15 protein-coding genes and 1 tRNA gene are annotated in these 22,748 nt (G+C 52.4%); 6 read left to right on the top strand and 10 right to left on the bottom strand.

Annotated features, from left to right (window positions below; all coding sequences use genetic code 11):
- Window positions 1-5: 5 nt before the first annotated feature.
- Window positions 6-1,142, bottom strand: a complete 1,137-nt coding sequence (locus Q9L42_RS03250; protein ID WP_349431879.1) for an HD-GYP domain-containing protein — start codon at window positions 1,140-1,142, stop codon at window positions 6-8.
- A gap of 741 nt (window positions 1,143-1,883) precedes the next feature.
- Between Q9L42_RS03250 and ribA the strand changes: the two genes are divergently transcribed.
- A complete protein-coding gene (gene ribA, locus Q9L42_RS03245) occupies window positions 1,884-2,492 on the top strand; it encodes a GTP cyclohydrolase II (protein ID WP_305909862.1) in 609 nt (202 codons plus the stop codon).
- 1 nt (window position 2,493) lies between these two features.
- Window positions 2,494-4,881 carry a Lon protease family protein gene (locus Q9L42_RS03240; RefSeq protein ID WP_349431878.1) on the top strand — a complete coding sequence of 796 codons (2,388 nt, stop codon included), beginning with the start codon at window positions 2,494-2,496 and terminating at the stop codon, window positions 4,879-4,881.
- Window positions 4,882-5,025: 144 nt separating this feature from the next.
- On the opposite strand, the gene Q9L42_RS03235 is transcribed toward Q9L42_RS03240, so the two are convergent.
- The 6 genes from Q9L42_RS03235 to Q9L42_RS03210 form a co-directional block, all read right to left on the bottom strand.
- A tRNA-Val gene (locus tag Q9L42_RS03235) sits at window positions 5,026-5,101 on the bottom strand.
- Window positions 5,102-5,198: 97 nt separating this feature from the next.
- Complete coding sequence (locus tag Q9L42_RS03230; protein ID WP_349431877.1) at window positions 5,199-5,777, bottom strand: HdeD family acid-resistance protein; 579 nt, start codon at window positions 5,775-5,777, stop codon at window positions 5,199-5,201.
- Between the two features lie 304 nt (window positions 5,778-6,081).
- Complete coding sequence (locus Q9L42_RS03225; RefSeq protein WP_305909865.1) at window positions 6,082-6,999, bottom strand: DUF3417 domain-containing protein; 918 nt, start codon at window positions 6,997-6,999, stop codon at window positions 6,082-6,084.
- Window positions 7,000-8,101: 1,102 nt separating this feature from the next.
- Window positions 8,102-8,686 carry an SPOR domain-containing protein gene (locus Q9L42_RS03220; protein ID WP_305909867.1) on the bottom strand — a complete coding sequence of 195 codons (585 nt, stop codon included), beginning with the start codon at window positions 8,684-8,686 and terminating at the stop codon, window positions 8,102-8,104.
- Entirely contained in the window at window positions 8,686-10,446 is a 1,761-nt protein-coding gene (argS, locus tag Q9L42_RS03215; protein ID WP_349431876.1) for an arginine--tRNA ligase, read from the bottom strand. The genes Q9L42_RS03220 and argS overlap by 1 nt, the downstream gene beginning before the upstream one ends.
- Window positions 10,447-10,750: 304 nt before the next feature.
- Entirely contained in the window at window positions 10,751-12,973 is a 2,223-nt protein-coding gene (locus Q9L42_RS03210) for a primosomal protein N' (RefSeq protein WP_349431875.1), read from the bottom strand.
- 1,044 nt (window positions 12,974-14,017) lie between these two features.
- Here Q9L42_RS03210 and Q9L42_RS03205 point away from each other — a divergent pair.
- Both Q9L42_RS03205 and Q9L42_RS03200 read left to right on the top strand, forming a co-directional pair.
- Entirely contained in the window at window positions 14,018-14,791 is a 774-nt protein-coding gene (locus tag Q9L42_RS03205) for an MBL fold metallo-hydrolase (RefSeq protein ID WP_305909868.1), read from the top strand.
- Window positions 14,788-16,956, top strand: coding sequence for a putative bifunctional diguanylate cyclase/phosphodiesterase (locus Q9L42_RS03200; protein WP_305909869.1), 2,169 nt, complete (start codon window positions 14,788-14,790; stop codon window positions 16,954-16,956). Before Q9L42_RS03205 ends, Q9L42_RS03200 begins: the two co-directional genes overlap by 4 nt.
- A 25-nt stretch (window positions 16,957-16,981) precedes the next feature.
- On the opposite strand, the gene yidD is transcribed toward Q9L42_RS03200, so the two are convergent.
- The 3 genes from yidD to Q9L42_RS03185 all read right to left on the bottom strand — a co-directional run bounded on the left by yidD (window position 16,982) and on the right by Q9L42_RS03185 (window position 19,909).
- Entirely contained in the window at window positions 16,982-17,236 is a 255-nt protein-coding gene (yidD, locus tag Q9L42_RS03195) for a membrane protein insertion efficiency factor YidD (protein ID WP_305909870.1), read from the bottom strand.
- Window positions 17,237-17,347: 111 nt separating this feature from the next.
- Window positions 17,348-18,640, bottom strand: a complete 1,293-nt coding sequence (gene bioA / locus Q9L42_RS03190) for an adenosylmethionine--8-amino-7-oxononanoate transaminase (protein ID WP_305909871.1) — start codon at window positions 18,638-18,640, stop codon at window positions 17,348-17,350.
- A 279-nt stretch (window positions 18,641-18,919) separates the two neighbouring features.
- A complete protein-coding gene (locus Q9L42_RS03185; RefSeq protein WP_349431874.1) occupies window positions 18,920-19,909 on the bottom strand; it encodes an L-threonylcarbamoyladenylate synthase in 990 nt (329 codons plus the stop codon).
- Between the two features lie 581 nt (window positions 19,910-20,490).
- Here Q9L42_RS03185 and Q9L42_RS03180 point away from each other — a divergent pair.
- Together Q9L42_RS03180 and Q9L42_RS03175 are read left to right on the top strand one after the other, a co-directional pair.
- Window positions 20,491-21,519 carry a YjgN family protein gene (locus Q9L42_RS03180; protein ID WP_349431873.1) on the top strand — a complete coding sequence of 343 codons (1,029 nt, stop codon included), beginning with the start codon at window positions 20,491-20,493 and terminating at the stop codon, window positions 21,517-21,519.
- Window positions 21,516-22,538 carry a M48 family metallopeptidase gene (locus tag Q9L42_RS03175; RefSeq protein WP_305909873.1) on the top strand — a complete coding sequence of 341 codons (1,023 nt, stop codon included), beginning with the start codon at window positions 21,516-21,518 and terminating at the stop codon, window positions 22,536-22,538. The genes Q9L42_RS03180 and Q9L42_RS03175 overlap by 4 nt, the downstream gene beginning before the upstream one ends.
- The last annotated feature ends 210 nt before the right edge of the window (window positions 22,539-22,748 follow it).

The following is a 22,748-nucleotide window of genomic DNA, read 5'->3' as shown; positions in this document are numbered from 1 at the left end:
CGTGGCTATTTTTTGCCCAAACCCCAGATCTGGTTTCTGTCCAGTTTTAAATCATCGATTCTAGGGATGACCTTGACGATGCCGTATAAGTCCTGATGTTTAGTGTCCCTGCGTTGCGGATTCTTATAAGGCGCGCCGCGCGGCGACATGATATTCAAGACGATCGGCGCATTGGCCTGTTTAACGCCGCGGCGGATGACGATGGCGATATCGCCGTTTGCCAATTGCACGAAGGTGCCGGGCGGATAAATACCGAGTTCCTTGATCAGTAATTGCGCCAAATCCATGTCCACCGCACCGCCTCGCTGCATGAAGATATCGCGCAGCGCTTTCTTGACGTGGAAACCGTCGCGATACTCGCGAGGCAGCACCATAGCGCTATAGATATCGGTCAATGATAGCGTGCGGGCATAAAGGCTAACGTCGTCGGCTTGCAAGCCGTTAGGATAACCGCGGCCATCGGGACGTTCATGATGATTCTGCACGGTGTCGAGCCATTCATTGTGGGTGATGCCCAGTCCTTGCAGAATCTCTCGGCTTTTGAACGGATGCTGTTCAATGTCTTTTTGCTGCTGTTCCGTTAACGGCGACGATTGTTTATGTAAATGTTCTTGCAAATTCAGCATGCCGATATTTTGCGTTAACGCGGCGGCCAGATAAAGCAGGCGATCTTGCTGGGGAATTTTTTTTCGCCGCAACAATAATTCACTGAGGATCGCGCACATGATCGGGTGGATCTCGGTGTATAGGGCTTGCTGGTCGAGGATGATGGCTCCCAACGCGGCATCGGTATTTTCATAGCAGAGTTTCTGAATCACCGAGGCCACCTTGGTGACTCGTTGATTGTAATCGCTGGTCAGCGATTGATTCATGTCGTTGAGAATGCGAGTCACGTTTTGCCTGATCGCGTCCAGGACATTAAACGGTGAGGCCAGGGAAAATTTTTCCTGCTTTTCCAATTCTTTCGTTTCACCGGCGTTGGCCTCCCGGTAAAGGCCGCGGGTCAGCAAGATGCGTTTTTGTCGTTCACTGCTCAGCAGTTGGCCTCGTTCCAACAACAATTCACCATCATGCGCATAAACAGGCCAAGGCAAGGGGCTGCCGACGCTTAGATCATTTTCCTTTAATTGTATTGTCTTCATGCGGGCAAATGGCCAATTAAATAGTGTCGCACCACCGTTTCACGGCGAGTAGCGCTATTTTACCGATTAGCGGTCGGTCATGTAATGATTCTTAAGCTGCTGATTGCACGTTTGCGGTCAGCAATTCCCATATATCAGTTTGAGCATGCATTAAGCGCATGTGGTGTATCTGTCGAGGAGCGCCGTTCACTCAGCACCTAAATTATCCTGGAATGTAAAATATAGTCCAGAGCGATGGAATTTAGGTCAGGGCTCCCTCATTAAAAAATACCTGAACCAACACATTGGTTAATATCGCGTCATCCCTCTGGGCGGGGCGGGTTATTTACCCGCCCTCGGGCCGAATGGCTCTTTTCGCGCCGAAGGCGAGCACCGTCTTGCCTTCGGATGTGCTGAGCAGCGAGCAACGTATCAAAAACCGGTGCGCTTCCTATCGTCATGGCGCATCGTAGGGCGGCTTCGCGAAGCAAGCCGCCAAAAACCTGCACGCGGGGCGGGTTATTTAACACACCCTAAGCGTTTAACTTACTTTAGGCGTATTTGTCAGCAATTCCCATTTTGGCGTTCAAAAAGGGCATGGGGTGTGTTTGGCGAGGATATCGGCATCAAGCCTTAACTGCGCCCTTCTTATAAATCAAGCGGACGAAGTTTGCTGCACGATAAGCCGGATTTCGATAAATATCAAACATTTTCGATCAACAATAGTAAAATAGCCGTAATTAAAGTTTTTTAGATACGGCAGTGAAAGCAACAGTAGAAGATTTAGTTCAAACACGCATTCCCACCGCGCACGGCGAATTCATGCTGCATTATTTCAGCAACAGCATCGATGATAAAGAACATATCGCGTTTGTAAAAGGCGATGTCCGCGATAAGGAGGATGTCCGGGTTAGGATTCACTCCGAATGTTTTACCGGCGATGTGCTGGGTTCGCGTCGTTGCGATTGTGGCGAACAGTTAGAGATGGCTTTACAGCTGATCGATCAAGCCGGTTTCGGTATTCTGATTTATTTGCGTCAGGAAGGACGCGGCATCGGTTTGCTGAAAAAACTGCAGGCCTATAACCTGCAGGATCAGGGCCTCGATACCGTCGACGCTAATATTCATCTCGGGCATCTGGCCGATGAACGGCAATACGACATAGCCGCTCTGATGTTGGAACATCTGAAGGTGAAGTCGGTTGCGCTGATCACCAATAATCCGCAGAAAATCGATGAGTTGACGCGCCTGGGCATTACCGTCAGCAAACGTATTCCGATTGAGACCGATGTTCATGATGACAACCTGGGTTACTTGAAAACTAAGGTCGAAAAAATGCGCCATATGCTATCCATGCACAAAAAAGATTGAGATGATTGATCATTCACCATTGCCCGCAAACGCACTGAAATTAAACGTCGATGCAGATTCGCTGGAAATACCGGCAATACCGCGTCAGGGCCATGCCATTTTAGGGCAATCGCGAGCCAAGTCCGCCTTGACCTTCGGCGTGGCGATGACGTCGCCCGGTTATAATATCTATGTCATGGGAGAATCCGGCACCGGCCGCCTGTCGATGATTACCGATCACCTGACCAGTCACGCCGAACGGCAGGAGGCGCCGTCTTCTTACGCCTATGTCGATAATTTCGACAACCCCCGGGAACCGGTGTCTATCGAGCTGCCTGCCGGACAAGGGCAAAGCTTCAGCAAAGATATCGAAAAACTGATCGATAACCTGTTGGCGACTTTTCCGGCGGTGTTTGAAAGTCCGACCTATCAACAGAAAAAAACCGCGATCGAACGGCGTTTCAATCAGCGCTATAACGCCGCCATCGATCTGGTCGATCAGAAAGCCCGCGCGATGAATGTGGCGTTATATCGAGATAGCGAAACGATTACTTTTTTGCCGGTGCGCGACAACAAGGCGCTGGATGAGGACCAATTTACCCTGCTGCCGCAACCCGAGCGCGAGGCGTTCCATAAGCATACCGAAGAGCTGGAGGATTATCTAAGCGATGTGCTGCTGGAATTGCCGCAATGGCGCCGCAGCATGGTCGAGGAAATCAAACAACTGAATAAGGATATGATCAGCCAGGCGATCGAGCCGTTATTCGCAGAGCTGAACCGGCAGTACCAGAACATCGACGACGTCATCACCTATCTGGGCGAACTGAAAAAAAACCTGTCCAGCACGATAGGCGATTTTCTGATGCCGTCCAGAACCCAGGACGGCACCGATAGCAGCACTAAGCGGGCAATTTTGACCGAACAGTATCTGCCCAATATCCTGGTCGATTGCAAAAAAGACAGCGGCGCGCCAGTCATCTACGAACCGCATCCGATTTATCAGAATCTGTTCGGCCGCATCGAATATATCAACGAACAGGGCACCTTGATTACCAATTATCGGCGCATCTGTCCGGGTTCTTTGCATCGAGCCAACGGCGGCTATCTAATACTCGATGCGGAAAAAGTGCTGACTTATCCGTTTGTCTGGGAGGGTCTTAAACGCGCGCTGAAAGCCGGACGCATCGAAATCGAGTCGCCGTTTTCCGAGCTGGGCATCAACACGATTACGTTGAAACCTGAGGTGATTCCGCTCAATGTCAAAGTCATTCTGGTCGGCTCGCGAGAAATCTATTATCTGTTGGAAGAGCTGGACAGCGAGTTTAGCGAGATGTTCAGGGTATTGGCCGATTTCGACAACTATATCAAGCGCACCGAGGAGTCGATCGCTCAGTTCAGCGCGCTGATGTGCCGACAAGCAACGGATGCGGGTACGAAATCGTTGACCAAGGGGGCCATCGTACGCCTGATCGAACATAGCTGTCGCTTGGCTGAAAGCCAGAACCGTTTTTCCGCGCGCATCAATGATTCGATTGAAATCATCGGCGAAGCCAATTTGCTGATCGCCGACAGCGACGCCGAGGAAATCGACAAGCAACATATCGAGTTGGCCTTGGCCGCGCGGGAAGCCAGAAACGGACGCATCGCCGAAGAGATACTGGAGGAAATACTGGAAGGCACGATCCTGATCGACACCGAAGGCGAAGCGATGGGCAAGGTTAACGGCCTTACCGTGTTGGAAGTCGGCGGCAGCAACTTCGGCGCGCCGGTCCGAATCAGCGCCACCGTCTATCCCGGTTCGCGCGGCATCGTCGATATCGAGCGCGAGGCTGAATTGGGTCAATCGATTCATTCCAAGGGGGTGATGATCTTGACCGGATATTTAGGTCATAGTTACGCCCAGCAGTTTCCGCTGGCGATATCGGCCAGTATCGCCATCGAGCAATCCTATGGCTATATCGACGGTGACAGCGCCGCGTTGGCCGAGTTTTGTTGTCTGATTTCCGCATTGACCAAAATTCCGATCAAGCAGGCTTTCGCGATGACCGGTTCGATCAATCAGTATGGCCAGGTGCAGGCCATCGGCGGCGTCAACGAGAAAATCGAAGGTTTCTTCAGTCTGTGCCAGGCCAGAGGGCTGAACGGTCAGCAGGCGGTCATCATTCCTGCATCCAACCAGCGCAATCTGATGCTGAAACGGGAAGTGATCGCTGCGGTCGAGCAGGGCTTGTTCGCCATTTATGCCGTTTCCAACGTCAATCAAGCTCTGGAATTGTTAATGGGGCAAAAAGCCGGTGAAATGGATCAGCACGGCAATTATCCCGAAGGCAGCATCAACGAAAAAGTCGTCGCTCGCCTGAAGGAGATATCGGAAATGGCCGAAAAAGAGCACGAGCACGAAGAAGGTTAATGGGTTACGATGATGCGAGCATCAACCCACTGAAAACTGAGTAGGATGCTGCCGACGTTAGCAGGCGCATCGTCCTTATCTGGCGACGGTAACTACAAGGAGGTTGGTGATATCGTTCGGAATCGAACAAGAAGGGGGTTAAGTTGGTGGGTGCTGAGGGGATCGAACCCCCGACCCTCGCCTTGTAAGGGCGATGCTCTCCCAGCTGAGCTAAGCACCCAACTCAACGACCGCAATTATACAGGATTTTCTCACAAAGAAAACCTTCAGGGTGAAAAAAATGGCTGTTCGGGTCAGCAGAGATCCTATCGGTCTTTTTATTCGCCGCTGGTTTTATGATGCAAACTGATTCTGACCAGCGTCCAGCCGAGGAAGATCATATTGATGCCTAATAATAGGCCGAGCACCCATAAACCGGTGCTTGGCCATCCGGCCCAAACGACAATAGCCAGGACTAAGGCGGTGATGCCGCTGAACAACATCGAGCCCCAATGAGCCAATGGCCGCATCATCAGCGCTAGATAGGTTTTTACCAAGCCTTCTATCGCAAAAAAAACGGTTAATAGCAGGGTCAGGGTTAGGCTGCCCTGAGCGGGTTCCATCACTAAAAAATAACCGACTACAGTCTGTAACAGTCCGGTCAAAAACCAAAGGCTGAACCCGGGCATCGTGATGAATCTGACGGCTCGGATGAGCTGAACGATGCCGGCCAGCAACAACAGCCAGCCCAGGAATATCGTGATGCCGATTGTAAAGACATGGGGGACGATCACGGCCAGCGTGCCGAGTATCACGAAAAAGACGCCTTCGGCGAAAAAGATTTTCCAATGCTTTTGCAGATAACTGAGCATCGCCTGTTGCAACTGTTGTAAATCAATCTCGGTCATTTTAGTCATGCTGTCCTCGTCGGCCGTTTAAAGAAGTCATGGTGCATTCATGCTTAGTCATGAAGACAGCATAAAGCATAACAGCCTCGTTTCAATAACCAATTTTTCACTTAGGTCGTCGATGACTCGAATTATCGCTGCCCGTCGCTATTCAGCTTGATACTGAGAAAATATTTCTTTTACTGTAACTGCTCGCCCCACTTATCGAACGCGGCAGGGCGTGTAGGGTGGATAGCCTGAAGGGCGCATCCACCAAAGATGCCGACCCGGTGGATGCGCTCCGCTTATCCACCCTACAAATGGAGGTGAGTAGTTAGTGCGGCCAAAGAATATGAGGGGCTTCCAGCGGGACTGACACGCCATCATGGTAGGGAATGAGGCGTACGGTATAGTCGGAGGCCGGGCGTTGGTCGGAAACGTTCGCGCCGTAGACATAGCCGCAGACCGCGCCGACCAGCTCGCGTATGAGTTGCATCTCCTGGCGCTCCGGGGCGCCGCCGTAGAGTTCGCTGGTGATGCCTTGATGGGCCGGGAAATTGGCTGCATCGTTGCTGTCCAGCAAGTATAAAACGGTGCGTCCGACCCGGACTTGCCAGGCCCGCAGCCAGACATTATAGCCGGGCAGCGCGATTTTAAAACGCAACCATTCGCCGTCGGCATCGCGCACCGGGGTGATCGGCAATTGCCCCGGATCGTTATAAGGATAAAACGCCTGCTGCGAACCGTCTTGATTGATCAGCTGACGAAAATAGCCTTGTTGATAGAGCAGACCCACGCCGACTACCGGCACGCCGAGATCGCTGGCGGCCTTCAACTGATCGCCGGCGACATTGCCCAGGCCGCCGGAATATATCGGCAGTGCTTCGCCCAGCATGAACTCCATGCTGAAATAGGCGACGCAACTCAGCGGTGGGTCAGGATGGTTTTGCTGAAACCAGCCGGGCGATTCCATTAACTGGCGCTTGTTTTGCAGTAGTTCTGCGATGGTTTGGCGGAACTGCGGGTCGGATGCCACTTGTTCTATTCTTTTTCTGGATACCGTTTGTAAAATTCCCCAGGGGTTATGCGTCAGTTCCCATTGTTCGGGGTCTAGCTGACGCCATATTTCGTCGGTTGCATGATTCCAGGCGCAGCGTATGTCCAGGGCCAGTTCGTTCAGAGATTGGAAGCCGTCGACATCGATCAGTTCGGGGCGATAAACGGTATGATTGATAGGTGTTTTAGGTTTCATTGGACGCTTCCCCGGTTTGATAGGCGCGCCGACTGTGGCAACATGTTCTAACGCCGATTATGCGCCATTTTTATTCGTCTTGCATTAATCCTAATTAGCAGCGATAACGGCGCCAAATAAGGAAAGGCTTTGATGTCAGGGCTACCTCATTAAATGAATGAGTGGCAAAACAGAAAATTAACAACAAATACGCAGCAATTCCCATATTTGAGTATTTTTGCAGGGTTTAGGGTCTCATCGTTATACATAAGTCAAAAAAATCAATAAAACCAATGCGATTTCTATATTGCCACAGGATTGATTCATAAGATGTATTCTGATTGGCGTAAAGAGTGAGCGTTCCGCTGGGGATTGATGAGATTCAATGTTTATGGATGTCTTCACAAGCCTTCCTGCGCTCTGTGCCGGAAGGCTTCCGGGAGTGCAAAAGCTTGAGCTTTTGCTTAAAAAAGCTCAAGCTTTTTTACTCCGACGTCATTGCGTATGAGGCTCAACGCGATGTCGAGACAAGATGTGTATAACGATGAGGTTTAGGGTATGGGGTGTGTTAAATAACCCGCCCCGTGTGCTGGTTTTTGGCGGCTTGCTTCGCGAAGCCGCCCTACGATGCGGTAGGGTGTGCTGACGATAGGAAGCGCAGCGGTTTTTGATGCGCTTCACGCTGTTCAGCACATTCGAAGGCAACACGGTGCTTTGCGTAGGAGCGCCGCCCTCCTACGGGCAGCCGCCCTTGGCGCGAAAAGCAAGTAGCCCACATGTCGCTATGCGAAATGCAGGTCAACGAGGTCCTGAACGATTCAACCGTCACTAGAGTAAGTTAAACGTTTGGGGCGGGTTATTCAGCCCGCTCCGAACGTTATTAGTTCGGATTTTTCAGAAAACCATACCAGGTACAAACTGTGCCAGGAAAATATGACTCCTAATTAATCCTCATGCATGGATTCTTGATACTTATTTCAAAGACTAAACCGCCTTTGTGAAATATCCGGGTTAGCTTAGGAATATGCACAAAATAACTCCCCGAAACAGTAGGCTTTGTGGAGGTTGTAAGCCCTGTCCTGCGCAGTCGTTCAGGGGCGCGATAAGAGTGAGTCAACCCTTATTACCCTTCCTGCTCGGTGACAATGACGTCGATGTCGTTTTGTCGTAAGCGTTCCTTGATACTGGAGACGCTCGAGGAACGGGTAAACGGCCCCATTTTAACGCGGTTCCAGGTGGTATTGCCGATCCGCGCCTTTTCCACGCGTGATTCTATGCCCATCAACGCCAGTCTGGCGCGCAGCTTATCAGCTTCGGCGAAATCCCGGAATGAGCCGGCTTGGATCATATAGCGGGTGGCCTTGGCCTTGCCGACCCGTTCCTCGCGGGCGCGGGTTTTGATTTCGTAATCGGGTACGACGACTTCGGCCTCCGGCAATATGGTGTAGAAGTCGTAGCGGGGCTCCTTCGCCTTGTTGTCCTGATGTTTAGGCTTGGGCGGCGGCGTTTTCTTAGCCTTGCTGGTTTCAATCGTCTTTTTTGTCGACGGCTTGGCTGGATGATCCGGCGCCGAATCGCGTAAGTAAGTTAAAAAAACGACAAACAGGGTGATCAGCATAACCACCAGCAGCCATTTCCACCAGGCGACGCTGGCTTTTTTAGCTGCCGGCTTTTTCGGTTGTGCTCGGTGTTTGTAGTCTCTAGCCATTACATCGCTTCAGGCGTGTTGATTTTCAGCAAAGTCAAACCATTGTCCAGCACCTGTCTGACCGCGGCAATCAAATTCAAACGGGCGTCGCGCAAGCCGTCTTCTTCGACCAGGAACTGATGGGCGTTGTAATAGGTGTGAAACTGATTGGCCAATTCACGCAAATAATGAATCAGCTGATGCGGTTCATGTTGGAGCGCAGCGCGTTCCAGCATTTCGGGATATTTGGACAACGTCGTCATCAACGCCGTCTCGTGTTCTTCGTTCAGCAGGTTCAGGTTGGCCATACCCAACAGATGATTGCGTTCCCAGCCTTTTTCATCCAATTGGCGGAACACGCTGCATACCCGGGCGTGTGCATACTGCACATAATAGACCGGGTTCTCATTGCTTCTCGAGGTCGCCAGTTTCAGGTCGAAGTCCATATGTTGTTCGGATTTGCGCATCACATAGAAAAAGCGCGCCGCATCTTTGCCGACTTCGTTGCGTAATTGTCTTAGCGTGATGAATTCGCCGGAACGGGTCGACATCTGCACCTTCTCGGCGCCGCGGTACAATACCGCAAACTGCACCAACAATACCTTCAGTTTCGATTCATCGGCGCCTAGCGCCTGCATCGCCGCTCTGACCCGGGGGATATAGCCATGGTGATCTGCGCCCCAGATATTGATGATTTCATCGAAGCCTCGATCCAGCTTGTTCATGTGATAGGCGATATCGGAGGCAAAATAAGTGGTTTGGCCGTTATCGCGCACCACGACGCGGTCCTTTTCATCGCCGAGTTTGCTGGAGGAGAACCAGGTGGCGCCGTCTTTTTCATAAAGGTGGCCGCCGTCCTCCAGCCTTTTCAAGGCTTTTTTAATAGAGCCGTCATCCATCAGCAGGCGCTCGGAAAACCAGTGCTGATAGCTGACGCCGAACTCCTCCAGGTCGATCTTGATGTCTTCCAGGATTTCATTCAGGCCGGCTTGGAACAGGTCGCGGTATTGGGTATAACCCAACAGGGTCTTGGCGCGTTCGATCAAGCCGTCGATATGTTTTTCCTTGTCGCCGCCTTGAGGTTCGTCGGCCGGAATATCCTCCAGCACCAGTTCCGCCGGGCGACGATATTCGTTCTCGGCGCTTTTGTACAGCTTGAAGGCGATTTCCCGGACGTATTCGCCGCGATAGCCGTTGCTGGGAAACGGCACTATTTCGCCGCATTCTTCCAGGTAACGTAGCCAGATGCTGGTCGCCAGAATATCCATTTGCCGACCGGCGTCGTTGACATAATATTCGCGTTCGACGTCGAAGCCGGCCGCTTCCAGCAAGTCGGCGACCGCCGAACCATAGGCCGCGCCTCGACCATGTCCGACATGCAAGGGACCGGTCGGATTGGCGGAGACAAATTCGACCTGGACCTTCTTGCCGACGCCCACCCGGCTCAGGCCGAATTCGCGGCCGGCATCATGAATTTGCTTGATGATTTCGAACTGGGTGTCGGGATTGATAAAAAAATTAATGAAACCGGGACCGGCAATTTCAATTTTGTTAATGGCGGCATCGGCAGGGATCGCGGCGACAATCTTGTCCGCCAGTTGCCGAGGGTTGGATTTGGCCGCTTTGGCCAGGGTCATCGCCAGGTTGGTGGCGAAATCGCCGTGTTGGGAGTCCCGAGCCCGTTCGATGTTGATTTTAGGTGCTAATTCTCTATCAAGAATGCCTTCTGATTTAAGAACTTCAAGCGCCTGTCCAAGCAGGCCTTCCAGCTTATATTTCATTACTTTAAATGAGTGGAAATGATCAAAATAACCGCGTATTATCCATGAAAATGTACCACTAATAAACCTCAGTTCGATTTTAGCAACCTAGAGTGTATCAGGTTTTGATTGCAGATATGTAGGGCGGCTTCGCGAAGCAAGCCGCCAAACCCCGCGCACGGGGCGAAATTGGCGTTGTGCGTACAAAGGCGGGCGAATCCACCCGACGGTCACGACACCAACGTAGCCAACGTAGGGTGGCTTCGCGAAGCAAGCCACCAAACCTCGCACCGGGGGGCTTGGGTTACGTGATCCCGAATACGGGTTAATAAAGATCGACCGGATCAACGTCCAGCGACCAGCGTACTTTTTTACTCTCCGGTATTTGTTCGATTTCCGCGATCAGTCTATCCAGCAGACTGTGCAGCTCTTTGCGCTGTTCGCTTTGTAATAATAATTGAAAGCGAAATTGTCCCGCTCTTTTCGCCATCGGCGCCGGCACAGGGCCGAGCACCAGCGTCTTTCCGGGGTTGATTGCCGTGAGCACGTTTTTCACTGCATTCAGAAAAACCTGCGGCGCTTCGGCGTTCATCGCATGGACGCGCAACAAGGCCTGATGACTGAACGGCGGCAATAACGCCAATCGACGCTCCTCCAATGCGGTGCGGGCAAAGGCCTGATAACCTTTGCTCAACAGGGTAACGAGCAGAGGGTGGTCGGGCTGCCGGGTCTGCAATATGACCTTGCCCTGTTTTTCCGCCCGTCCGGCCCTTCCGGCCACCTGAACGATCATTTGCGCCAGTTTTTCCGCACTGTGAAAGTCGGTGCTGAACAAACCGCTGTCGACGTCGAGCAGAGCCGCCAGCGTGACATTGGGAAAATGATGGCCTTTGGCCAGCATCTGGGTGCCGAGAATAATATCGGCATCTCCCCGATTGATTCGCTGCAGATAATTTTCCAGAGAACCCTTGCGCTGAGTGGTGTCGCGGTCCAGACGAACGACCTTGTTGGCGGCGAACAATTCGGCCAGCGTTTTTTCGATGCGTTCGGTGCCCAGGCCGATGGAGCGCAATTCGCCGCTTTGACAGGCCGGACATTGCCGAGGCAGGCTTTGCTCGGCGCCGCAATGATGGCAGCGCAGGCGGTTTTCATCATAGTGGATCACCATATTGGCGTCGCAGCGTCGACAGCGAGACACGTAGCCGCAACTGTGACACATCTGCACCGGAGCATAACCGCGGCGATTCAAGAACAGCAAAACCTGTTCCTGCTTCTCCAAGGTTTTTCTGATTTCGCTAATCAACAGATCAGACAAGCCGTCCTGAATTTTCTTGTTGCGGATGTCCAGCAGCTGAAACTTCGGCTCAATGGCGTTGCCGGCCCGTTTCGGCAGATGCAGCAGCCGGTAACGTTTTTGTTTGACGTTATACAGGCTTTCCAGCGATGGCGTCGCCGTACCCAGTACGATGGGGATATGCAGATTTCTGGCTCTGACCACGGCGACATCGCGGGCGGAAAAACGGAAGCCTTCCTGCTGTTTGAACGAGCTGTCGTGCTCTTCATCGAGGATGATCAGGCCAGGATTTTTTAACGGCGTGAACAAGGCCGAGCGGGTGCCGAGCATGATGCTGGCCGTTCCCTGTTGCATCTGCAGCCAGGCATTGAGGCGCTCGTTATCGGTCAGTTTGGAATGGCTGGATACGATGGGCGCGGCGAAGCGCTGGCGGAAACGTTGTTCCAGTTGCGGGGTCAGCGTGATTTCCGGGAGCAGCACCAAAATCTGTAAATCTTGTTGCAGCACCTGATCGATGACCTGCATGTAGACTTCGGTCTTGCCGCTGCCGGTGACGCCTTCCAATAGAAACACGGCGAATTCTCCCCGTGCGGCGCAGATATCGTCGATCGCCTGTTGCTGCTGGGGATTGGCTTTCAGCGTTGGTTGCGCCGGCGTTGGCGGCGCTGGGATGACGGCTAGTCGCGTTTCCGTCACCAATTCTTTGTCGCGCAGTGCTTTCAGCGTGCCGCGCCAGTTGCGCTGCCATGCGCTGAGCGCGGCGGCGTTCAGCGGTGTCGAAGATTGTTGGAACAACGCCAACATCGCTTGTTGTTTAGGCGCTCGTTGCAGCTGTTCCGGTTGCACCAATTCGCCTTTCTCGCTGAGACAGTAGGCTTTTTCATGTTGTCCCTGAGCCGCTTTGCCTTTGCGTAGCGCGACCGGAAAGGCGGTGGCCATCACTTCGCCGAGCGGGTGGTGATAATAGCGACTGGCCCAGTGCAACAGTCGCATGTCCTGTTGCGATAACAGCGGTTGAGCATCGAGGACTTTTTCGATCGCCTTTAGGCGGCGGTTAGGTATCTCGCTGTGCCGACAGATTTCGATCAACACGCCGGTTTTGCAACTTTTGCCGAACGGTACGCTGACGCGGATGCCGGGCTTTAACTGGCTCGAATCGACATCGTCAGGCGGCAGATAATCGAACAGGCGATGCAGGGGCACCGGTATCGCGATTTTGCAGACTTTTACTGAAGCGGATTGTGGTTTAGTCATTTCATGGATAAGGATGCAAGCTTAATGCGCTGAGTCTCACGATTAATCGATAAACAGAGATTAGGCGCAATGCCTGTGGATAACTCTGTGGATTAACTATGCATAATGATGCTGAAGGGCGGTTTTTATTACCTGCCTGTTAAACTATCCAGAAAATGATATGCATATAATGTCTATTAATATCAATGGTCTATGTCTGTTTTGTGGGGCTTGTTCTACGGCCTGTAGGGCGTGGCGGCAGTCTCGATGCAGTAAAACTATATTGTGCATAAAGTGACGCCGAATTATTTTCCGGGCACAAAACTTTGTCGCTATATTTAACCATTTTCAGTCGGCTAAACAGAATTTAATGGTTACCTTGATGCAAAACCCTTATTCAGCGTCATTTTATCAGAGGGAATAGGTTATTGATTTAAATGGTCATGAACTGACTGGAGGAAAAGGGGACAGGCTACTTTTACTGAAGTTTCCCAGTTTGAGCATTTAACCTGAGTTCGGGTTAAGAAACCAGCCGTTATCAGGTAGCGTTTCCAGAAGACGCCGTTCACCCAGCACCTAAATAAACGAAGATGATTTATCGCAGCCATTAACCTACGGGAAATGCCATCAAGGGTCGGGAAACAGGTAGGTCAGGGTGCGCGATAGCGTTCCCTGACAATTCGATGGCGCGCGGGGTTGTCACGTAACCCGCTCCCCCGAGCGTTTTGCGTTTGTCGGTAAATAATGATGCCGGTTAAGTAAAAGCGGTCGTTCAGTCAGTTAAAATAACCGTGATTAATGTGATGTTAATCACATTAATCACGTTAAAACATTGTATTTGCGAGTTGATAACATTGAAAATTAAAAGTTTGTGAGTCGCGTGTATTGCTATCGACTCAATACGATATGCGGGCAAATCCCATTGTTTAGCTAGGGGCTTATATTCAAGGCCTATCAGGTTCGGTATCTTGATGAACCTTTCGAGAGATGCTTGTTGCGCGTAGATATCATTCAGAATCCCGTTCTGCGGCGGGAAAACCATTATGGAGAGGAGGGGAAGAGGTTATGCGCAATATTACATTGTTTGACTCGGCTGAACATAAATTTGTGTTGTTGAACGAAAGCGAGCCCGGCGAGGAAGAGGGCGTGCGTTCAAATCAGTACTTGGTTTTGCATGGAGAAAAAGGCGTGCTGCTCGATCCGGGCGGTTTTGGCGTGATGCCCAGCGTGTTGGCGGAACTAGTCCGCTATGTCGACACCGATAACATCAATGCCATTATTCTTTCTCATCAGGACCCCGATATAGTCGGTGGCTTGACGACCTGGCTGGAATTAACCAACGCCCCGGTTTATGTCTCCAATATTTGGCTGCGCTTTTTGCCGCATTACGGCATAGCCGATATGAAAAAATTTGTCGGCGTGCCTGATGCCGGTATGAGTTGTGAGATTAGCGCGGATTTTTCCTTGCAGCTGTTGCCCGCCCATTTCCTTCATTCGGAAGGTCAGATCAACGCTTACGATCCGGTTTCGCAAATATTGTTTACCGGAGATATCGGCGCGGCGATGTTGCCGCCCGATATTGAATATGAGTTTGTCGACGATTTCGAAGCGCATTTGCCCTATATCGAGGGTTTTCATCGTCGTTATATGGTCTGCAACAAGGCTGCGCGGCTATGGGTGGAAGCGGTGTCGCAGCTGGAAATTACGATGCTGGCGCCGCAGCATGGTCCAGTTTACCGGGGACAGGCGGTGACCGATTTTCTGGAATGGTTTCGGCAGCTGCAATGCGGCGTCGATCTGATGACTCGCAGCGGTCATTTCGCTTGGGAGCAGGCATGAGTTCCAATAAGGCTGGGATATTTCAGCAGCCTCAGTATCTCGATCAGCTACGCGTTCGATTGATGCGACAGCTGTCGACGATGCTGGAAAGTCAAATTCGCACCCGCTCGTTCGCCGCGACCATCAGCACGCTGGTTAAGCGGGTCCATGGTGAAATCTTCGAAGATTTCGTCGGTTCTTTGGAGCATATCGACGATCCGTTGATTGCCGCTAAGCTGCATCAAGCGATGGACCGCTGCCAACATCTGGATCTCGCCTTCGACTCGCTGGTCGACGAACGTCAGCGTCAGTGGCACAAGAACGGCAAATATTTGAAGGAGGTCATGGATGAGTTTAATACGACGACCCGCTTCCTGTCCTCGATCCTGATTGAAAAAGACTTGCTGGAAAAGCAAAGTCAGGTGTTGGAGAAGATCATTTTATCGCATGAAAAAGTGTCCCAGTGGCAGCAGTTCGTACAGGAGATACTGACCGGTTTTCATGCGATTTTCCCGTTTAATTTCTTTTTCATCGCCTTTGCCGAGGAACACGGATTGTCTTTGTATTGTTATTACATGGGCGAATTTTCCGAGAAGGCGAAGCAGAAAGTTCGCGATCACCTATACCAGGAAATCATCAGCAAACTCAAATTGCCGGCCGATGCGCCGCTGGATATAGAGGAGTTCGTGATTGCGGCAAATTCCAATTACGTGTCGCTTAATCAGGTTAAGATGCTGACGGTGGCGGTGCCGGAACACGAACCCGGATTTGCCGGATTGCTGGGTATTGCATTTGCGACCTCGAATGAACTCTCGGTACAGGAAAAAAGCATCATTCGTTCGTTGTTGTCGGTGATGGTGATGGTCGTCGGCTCCAGCAAGGTGTTGAACCGGACGATGTCGGAGTTGGAATATTATTCGGTGCACGATCCCTTGACCGGTATCCATAATCGCCGTTATTTCAATGACATGTTGGAATACGAGGTCGGCCGTTCGGAACGCCATAAGCATGAATTTTCAATTTTGTTGTTGGATCTCGACGATTTCAAGGATATCAACGATTCCTACGGTCATCCGCTGGGCGATGAGGTGCTGAAAACGATCGCCGAGTCGATTTGTCTGTTCATGCGCAAGGGCGATATCGCGACGCGGATGGGCGGCGATGAATTCGCCCTCATCCTGCCGGAAACCGGCGCCAGCGGTGCGAAAGTCGCCGCCGAGAAAATCCGCAGCCATTTACAGCAATTGTCGTTCCTGAGTCCGGAAGGCAAACCGTTTCATATCACGACATCGATCGGCATCATTAGTTATCCTCAGGATGTGCAAAATGTCGAGGAGATGATGTCGGGCGTCGATGTCGCCCTGTACCGCGCCAAGGATCTGGGTAAAAACGAAGTCTGCGAGTTCAACCGGGCCGCGCATTTGAAGAAGATCGTGCGCGATAGCCGCTCTTTGGTCGAAGATTTACGTTGCGCCTTGAACGAAGAGCGCATCAATCCATACTTTCAGCCGATCGTCGATTGCAAGACCGGTGAGATCTTCGCCTATGAATCGGTGGCTAGACTGATCGAAAAGGACGGCACGGCGACGACCGCGGGTAGGTTCATCGAAACCATCGAAAAATACGGCTTGGGTCGACATCTTGACCGCATCATCGTGCGCAAGGTGATCGAGACCAATAAACGCATGATCGACAGTCAGGGAGAGGCGAAGCGCCTGTTTATCAATTTGTCCGCGCAGGAAATACAGGGCAGGGGTATTCTGGGCTATGCCGAGGAATTATGCAATCAACTGGAGGTGCCGCCCAGCAGCATCGTGTTCGAAATCCTGGAGCGGGACGCGATTGGCGACATGAGCAACATGGGCAAATTTTTGTCCAATTTGCGCAAAAAAGGCTTTTCATTCGCGCTGGATGATTTCGGCAGCGGCTATAACTCCTTTCATTATTTGCGCGAACTGCATTTTGAATATGTGAAGATCGACGGCGCCTTCGTGCGGAATCTACCCAATTCCAAAATCGACCGGGCCTTGGTGCGGAATCTCTCCCGCTTGTGCCAGGAACTCGATATTTTGATTATCGGTGAGTTTGTCGAATCCGAGGAAATTTTTACGATTCTACAAGAGATGGGGGTCGATTACGCGCAAGGCTTCCATATCGGCATGCCGCAAAGCAGTCTGGTCAATTAAGCGGCGCTACTGCATGTCGCGACTGCTAATGGTTTCGGTCATGTGGTTTATTGGCCGACTCTTTAGGCGGCACCGGGTCATAGCCATGGCCTCCCCAGGGTTGACAGCGCAACAGCCTTTTCAAGGTCAGCCAGGAACCGTAAAGAGGGCCGTGAACCTCTAGCGCCTCGATCGCATAGCATGAGCAACTGGGGTGATAGCGACAGGATGGCGGCAGGAATGGCGAAATCAACAGTTGATAGAGGCGGACGATTTTAATGAAAAGAAATTTGATCAACATAATAGAGTGTTTGGCGGCAATTCCCATCAATTTGGATCACATAGAGGGCTTGGGGTGTCTTTGGGCTCATAGTCTCGGACGCCTCGGTTCTAAAGGGACAACGGCAATATTTTATTCACCGAGCGCCTGATAAATCGCCGTTGTCAATGTATCCAGCTGTTCGTCGGTGATGATATAAGGCGGCATCGTATAAATCAGTCGTCCGAACGGTCGCAGCCAGACGCCGCGCTTGACTAGCTTTTCCTGCAGGGTCGGAATATCGACCGCTGAGTTCATTTCGACGACGCCTATCGCGCCCAAAACTCTGACATCGGCAACGCCCGGTAAGTTTCTGCAGCGTTCCAGGCCAACGCTCAGCAGTTGTTCAATGCGTTTGATGTTGGCTCGCCAGTCCGATTCCAGCAACAGGTCGATGCTGGCCGCGGCGATGCTGCAAGCCAGCGGGTTGCCCATGAAGGTCGGGCCATGCATGAAGCAGCCGGCTTCACCGCTGGATAGGGTTTGACCGATGTGATCGGTCGTCAGCGTCACCGCCAGGGACAGATAACCGCCGGTCAGCGCCTTGCCCAGACATAAAATGTCGGGGACGATACCGGCATGCTCGCAGGCGAACAGACGCCCGCTGCGGCCGAAACCGGTGGCGATTTCATCGGCGATCAATAGGACCTGGTAATGGTCGCAGAGACGCCGCAACTCGCTCAGATATTGCGGATGATAAAAATACATGCCGCCGGCGCCTTGGACAACAGGCTCCAGTATCACCGCGGCGATTTCTTCGGCATGTTCGGTGAAGATCGCTTCGACGGCGTCGACAGCGCTAGGGTTCCATTCCTCACCGAAGCGGATGCCCGGCCGGGGAGCGAAAAAATGTTGTGGCAGGATCTGGCTGAATAGATGGTGCATGCCGTTGACCGGATCGCAAACGGCCATCGCGCCGAAGGTATCGCCGTGATAGCCGCCGCTCAAGGACAGAAAACGGCTCTTTTCGGCCTTGCCTTGCGCCTGCCAATATTGAATGGCCATTTTCAGCGCCACTTCGACGCTGACCGAGCCGGAATCGCTCAAAAAGGCCAGATTTAAGGGCTCCGGGGTGATGTCCAACAAACGCCGCACCAACTCGGTGGCCGGCTGGTGGGTCAGTCCGCCGAACATCACGTGTGACAGCGTGTCGATTTGCTGATGTGCGGCGGCGTTCAGGCGCGGATGATTATAACCGTGTATCGCCGACCACCACGATGACATGCCGTCGATTAGAGCGCGGCCGTCGGCCAACGTCAGCGTGACTCCGCTGGCGGAAGCGACGGGGTAAACCGGCTGTTGGGCCGGTATCGAGGTATAGGGATGCCAGATATGGCGGCGGTCCAGGTCCAATAATTCTGCAATAGCGTGAGTATTTATATTCATAAACCTTTAATCATTGTCCTCATCCCGATGAGGATGTTTTCTTATTGCTTTGCCGCAAAGAACCGTTGTGGGCGGTTTCTAGGATAGGGCTAAAACCAATTTCCCGAATATGTGTTTGGAGGGGTCGGTTGCCTGCTCCACAGGATGCAGAGTGATCGCCCAATAGTAGACAGGGTGTGCGAGCGTTCCTTGACAATACAGCCCGTGACCCCGAAATGTCACGTAACCGCTAGCGCGGCAACGTGACCATGGTTGCTTGATGGATGCAGGTTGGACGGTTTATCCGATCAGCGCGCCCGAGGCGGTCGCCTTCCTCAAACGGTCGTTGACCGCAAGCCAGCCCTCATCATCGGGCGGTTGTTCGATTAAAATCAGATCCAATTTCATACCATCCAACTCTCGCAACGAAGCATATAAGGCGTGGGCGTAGTCGTCGGCATCGGTTGGCATCATTCGAGCGAAGATTGTTTCGCTGTTCTCGGCTCGTGGGTGCAGCGTCAGTAAGCCGAGCCGTTTGTTCTGCGCCAGTTGCTCGATCTCTGCGGCGAGTCGTTCGGCAGGGCAAAGCCGGGCCGTCGTGGTCGGCGCATAATGGATTTCAAGCATACCCGGCGCCCGGGTTTTGCTCTGTTGCGGGACTTTGACCGGGGTATGCAAGACGGCTTCAAGCTGACGCGGGGTGATATGTCCCGGCCTTAACAGCGCCGGCTGGGTGCCGCTAAGGTCGATGATGGTCGATTCGAGGCCGACGCTGCAAGCCCCGCCGTCGAGTATCATATCGACGGCATCGCCGAGTTCGCTGGCCACATGCTCGGCCAGGGTCGGGCTGACGTGGTTGTAACGATTGGCCGATGGTGCGGCGATGCCGCCGTCGAAAGCCTTTAACAGATTCAAGGCGACCGGATTATCCGGCATGCGCAAGGCAATGGTTTGTTGGCCGCCGGTGACGGTCAGCGGAACCGATGGATGTTTGGACAGCACCATCGCCAAGGGGCCCGGCCAGAATTTCGCCGCCAGATCCCAGGCTATCTGCGGGATGTTTTGCGCCCAGTCGTTTAACTGCCGCGGGTCGCCGATGTGGACGATTAGGGGATGGTCTGCCGGCCGGTTCTTGGCCTTGAAAATTTTTTTGACCGCGTCGGCATTGCCGGCGTCGGCGCCCAGTCCGTAAACCGTTTCGGTCGGAAAGGCGACGAGTCCGCCGCGTCTTAAAATGTCGGCCGCTTTTCGTATGTTTTCAGGATCGGCTTTTTGGGGTTTAATCGTCATGGATGCCATTAAGTTGAGAGGCTTTTGTTAATCGCTCATATCTGCTTGAACCTGGATGATGACGGCGTAACTCGAAACAGTGGTTTTGCCGTTTCCGGACGCAGCCTGGCTATTTTAATCTGTTAGGCGATAAATTTCAGGGACTTGTTTCGTTTGTTTTAATTATTTCTGTATTATTCAGGATTTAGGCGGCAGATCATTGATTCTTTTGCGCGTGATCCGCCCTATCGGTGCGGGTAGGGGGTGCTGACGATAGGAAGCGCACCGGGTTTTGGCGGCTTGCTTCGCGAAGCCGCCCTACGTTAGCTACGTTGGCGTTGTAACCGTCGGGTGGACCCACCGTAGGGCGGATTCGCCGTCAGGCAATCCGCCTGGATACGCACAACGGCCAATTTTGCCCTGGTGGCGTTTTTTGGGGGCTTGCTTCGCGAAGCCGCCCTACGTTAGCTACGTTGGCGTCGTAACCGTCGGGTGGACCCACCGTAGGGTGGATTCGCCGCCAGGCAATCCACCTGGATACTGACGGAGTTTGGCCGTTCGATTGGATAAATTTTCATTTTATTGCTTATAAGGAGCCACCGATGCAGCGGACGACACAGCCATTCGAGTTTCATGGCAAAACAGGCGAGTTTTTTAAAATCTGGATCGTCAATATCATGCTTTCCATTATCACGCTGGGAATCTACTCGGCCTGGGCTAAAGTCAGGACGCGGCGGTATTTTTACGGCAATACCTTTTTAATGAATACGCCATTCGATTATCTGGCCGATCCGGTGAAGATTCTGAAGGGACGCTTGCTGGCGTTCGCGCTGATTTTGCTTTATTCATTTTCGGCGCTGATTTCGCCGATATTGGAGGGTGTATTGGTGCTAATATTCATTCCGCTGTTTCCCTGGATCATCATCAAGTCATTGCAATTCAATCTATATAATTCGACTTACCGCAATATCCGCTTTCATTTCGCCGGAGACTATCTAAAGGCGTTATGGGTGTTTATCGGCTTGCCGGTGGCGGTCGCGTTCTCATTGGGGCTGGCGTATCCTTACTTCGCTAAAGAGCGGAAAAAATTCGTCATCGACCATAGCGCATACGGAACCAGTCAATTCAGCACGGCGGTGACCGCCGGCCAGTTCTACGGCATCTATATGAAAACAGCGGGGGTGACCCTGGCGGTCGTGTTGTTGGGGGCCGGTTTCAATTATGCACTGCAGTTAGTACTGCCGATGAGCAATGCTTCCGAAGCGGCGTTCATCCTGCCGGCGTTGATGGCATTGCTGTTTTTTCCTTTTTTGATGATCGTATATGGTTATATCTACACCACGCTGACCAATTTAGTCATCAACCATACCAGCCTGCAACAATGCCGGTTTCGCAGTAATCTGGAAACGATGAAGATGTGTTGGTTATATTTTTCCAATACCGTTGCCATTATTTTTTCACTAGGATTGTTGATTCCATGGGCGATGATTCGCACGGCCCGCTACCGGATTTCCTGTATGACTTTGATGACCGTTCCAGATCCTGAGGCCTTCATCGCCGCGGAAGCGGAAAAAGCCGACGCGATCGGCGAAGAGTTGGGGGATCTACTGGATATCGATTTCGGCCTGTGATCAAGTTCAGCGCTTATTACTACGACGGTCGTTCCTCAGCGAGGATGCCGGTTTCGGTCAGCTTCGATGAAGCCGGCAAGGTGTCGGTGACCGGTGAACGCTTTGAACTGGAAACCACGCTGGATCAATTGTCGATCTCGGCCAGGCTGGGGAATACCCGGCGTAATATTTTTCTGGCCGATGGCGCCATGCTGGAAACAGCCGATAATGAGGCGCTGGATCGGGTCTGCGATTATTTTGCACAAAACCGTGCTCAGACTCTGCTGCACACTGTGGAAAAAAACGGGCCGTTTGTGTTGTTGGCGTTCGTCTTCACCGTCGGTTTTATCTGGGCCGGCATCGAATACGCCGTACCGGCCGCGGCAGCATGGGTTTCGAAAGGCGTTCCGGGTCATGTCGAACAAGGCATTGGCGAACAAGGTCTGGAGACTCTCGACCAATGGTTGTTTACCGATACGAAAACCGATGTCGTTACGCAGGCCCGTTTACGGCGGCGGTTTCAACAAATGACCAAGAATTTGGATGGCGATTATCGTTATCGCTTGTTGTTCCGCGATAGCCGGCAAATGGGCGCCAATGCACTGGCGCTGCCGGGCGGCATTATCGTGGTCACCGATGCCTTGCTGGCGTTGGCTGAAAATGAAGAGCAAATTATCGCCGTGCTGGCCCATGAAATGGGACATGTCGAATATCAGCATGGTTTAAGGTCGGTCTTACAGGATTCGTTGACCGCGCTGTTCATGGCCGGCCTACTAGGCGATATTAGCTCGGTGTCGTCCTTGTCGGTAACCCTGCCGACGATACTGGTGGAAAGCCGTTATTCCAGGGCGTTTGAGCGGGAGGCCGACCGCTTTGCCGTCGATTTTCTTAATGTTCGACAGGTGGGGGTCGAACCGCTCATCCGCATCTTGACGCTGCTGGAACGGCCTAGCGATCCGGCCGTAGAATTTGATTACCTGTCCAGCCATCCGGCTATCGATAAGCGCATCGCCGCGATCAAATCGCTGCAGAGACAATAGCCGCCAGTATGTCGTAGCTTGGGCTGAGCGCTAGCGAAGCCAGCAATTCGTAGCTTGAGTATTTTTGCGGTGTTTAGGGCATGGGGTGTGTCTGTCGAGGAGCGCCGTAAACCCACGTCCCTGGGGGCTTGACGGCAGCATCCTTGCTGCCGACATCCTCGCCAAACACACCCCATGCCCTTTTGAACGCCAAACTGATGGGAATTGCTG

It is taken from the genome of Methylomarinum sp. Ch1-1 (assembly GCF_030717995.2).
Taxonomy (GTDB): domain Bacteria; phylum Pseudomonadota; class Gammaproteobacteria; order Methylococcales; family Methylomonadaceae; genus Methylomarinum; species Methylomarinum roseum.
Note: the sequence above shows the minus strand (reverse complement) of the source record. Positions and strands in the feature narration are given on the sequence as shown.

What these genes read in the sequence shown, in the direction of transcription:
- bioA (WP_305909871.1), bottom strand. Translation starts at nt 18,640, where the DNA reads ATGAATATAAATACTCACGCTATTGCAGAATTATTGGACCTGGACCGC.
- yidD (WP_305909870.1), bottom strand. Translation starts at nt 17,236, where the DNA reads ATGTTGATCAAATTTCTTTTCATTAAAATCGTCCGCCTCTATCAACTG.
- Q9L42_RS03180 (WP_349431873.1), top strand. Translation starts at nt 20,491, where the DNA reads ATGCAGCGGACGACACAGCCATTCGAGTTTCATGGCAAAACAGGCGAG.
- Q9L42_RS03185 (WP_349431874.1), bottom strand. Translation starts at nt 19,909, where the DNA reads ATGACGATTAAACCCCAAAAAGCCGATCCTGAAAACATACGAAAAGCG.
- argS (WP_349431876.1), bottom strand. Translation starts at nt 10,446, where the DNA reads ATGAAATATAAGCTGGAAGGCCTGCTTGGACAGGCGCTTGAAGTTCTT.
- Q9L42_RS03250 (WP_349431879.1), bottom strand. Translation starts at nt 1,142, where the DNA reads ATGAAGACAATACAATTAAAGGAAAATGATCTAAGCGTCGGCAGCCCC.
- Q9L42_RS03240 (WP_349431878.1), top strand. Translation starts at nt 2,494, where the DNA reads ATGATTGATCATTCACCATTGCCCGCAAACGCACTGAAATTAAACGTC.
- Q9L42_RS03225 (WP_305909865.1), bottom strand. Translation starts at nt 6,999, where the DNA reads ATGAAACCTAAAACACCTATCAATCATACCGTTTATCGCCCCGAACTG.
- Q9L42_RS03220 (WP_305909867.1), bottom strand. Translation starts at nt 8,686, where the DNA reads ATGGCTAGAGACTACAAACACCGAGCACAACCGAAAAAGCCGGCAGCT.
- Q9L42_RS03230 (WP_349431877.1), bottom strand. Translation starts at nt 5,777, where the DNA reads ATGACTAAAATGACCGAGATTGATTTACAACAGTTGCAACAGGCGATG.
- Q9L42_RS03200 (WP_305909869.1), top strand. Translation starts at nt 14,788, where the DNA reads ATGAGTTCCAATAAGGCTGGGATATTTCAGCAGCCTCAGTATCTCGAT.
- Q9L42_RS03210 (WP_349431875.1), bottom strand. Translation starts at nt 12,973, where the DNA reads ATGACTAAACCACAATCCGCTTCAGTAAAAGTCTGCAAAATCGCGATA.
- Q9L42_RS03205 (WP_305909868.1), top strand. Translation starts at nt 14,018, where the DNA reads ATGCGCAATATTACATTGTTTGACTCGGCTGAACATAAATTTGTGTTG.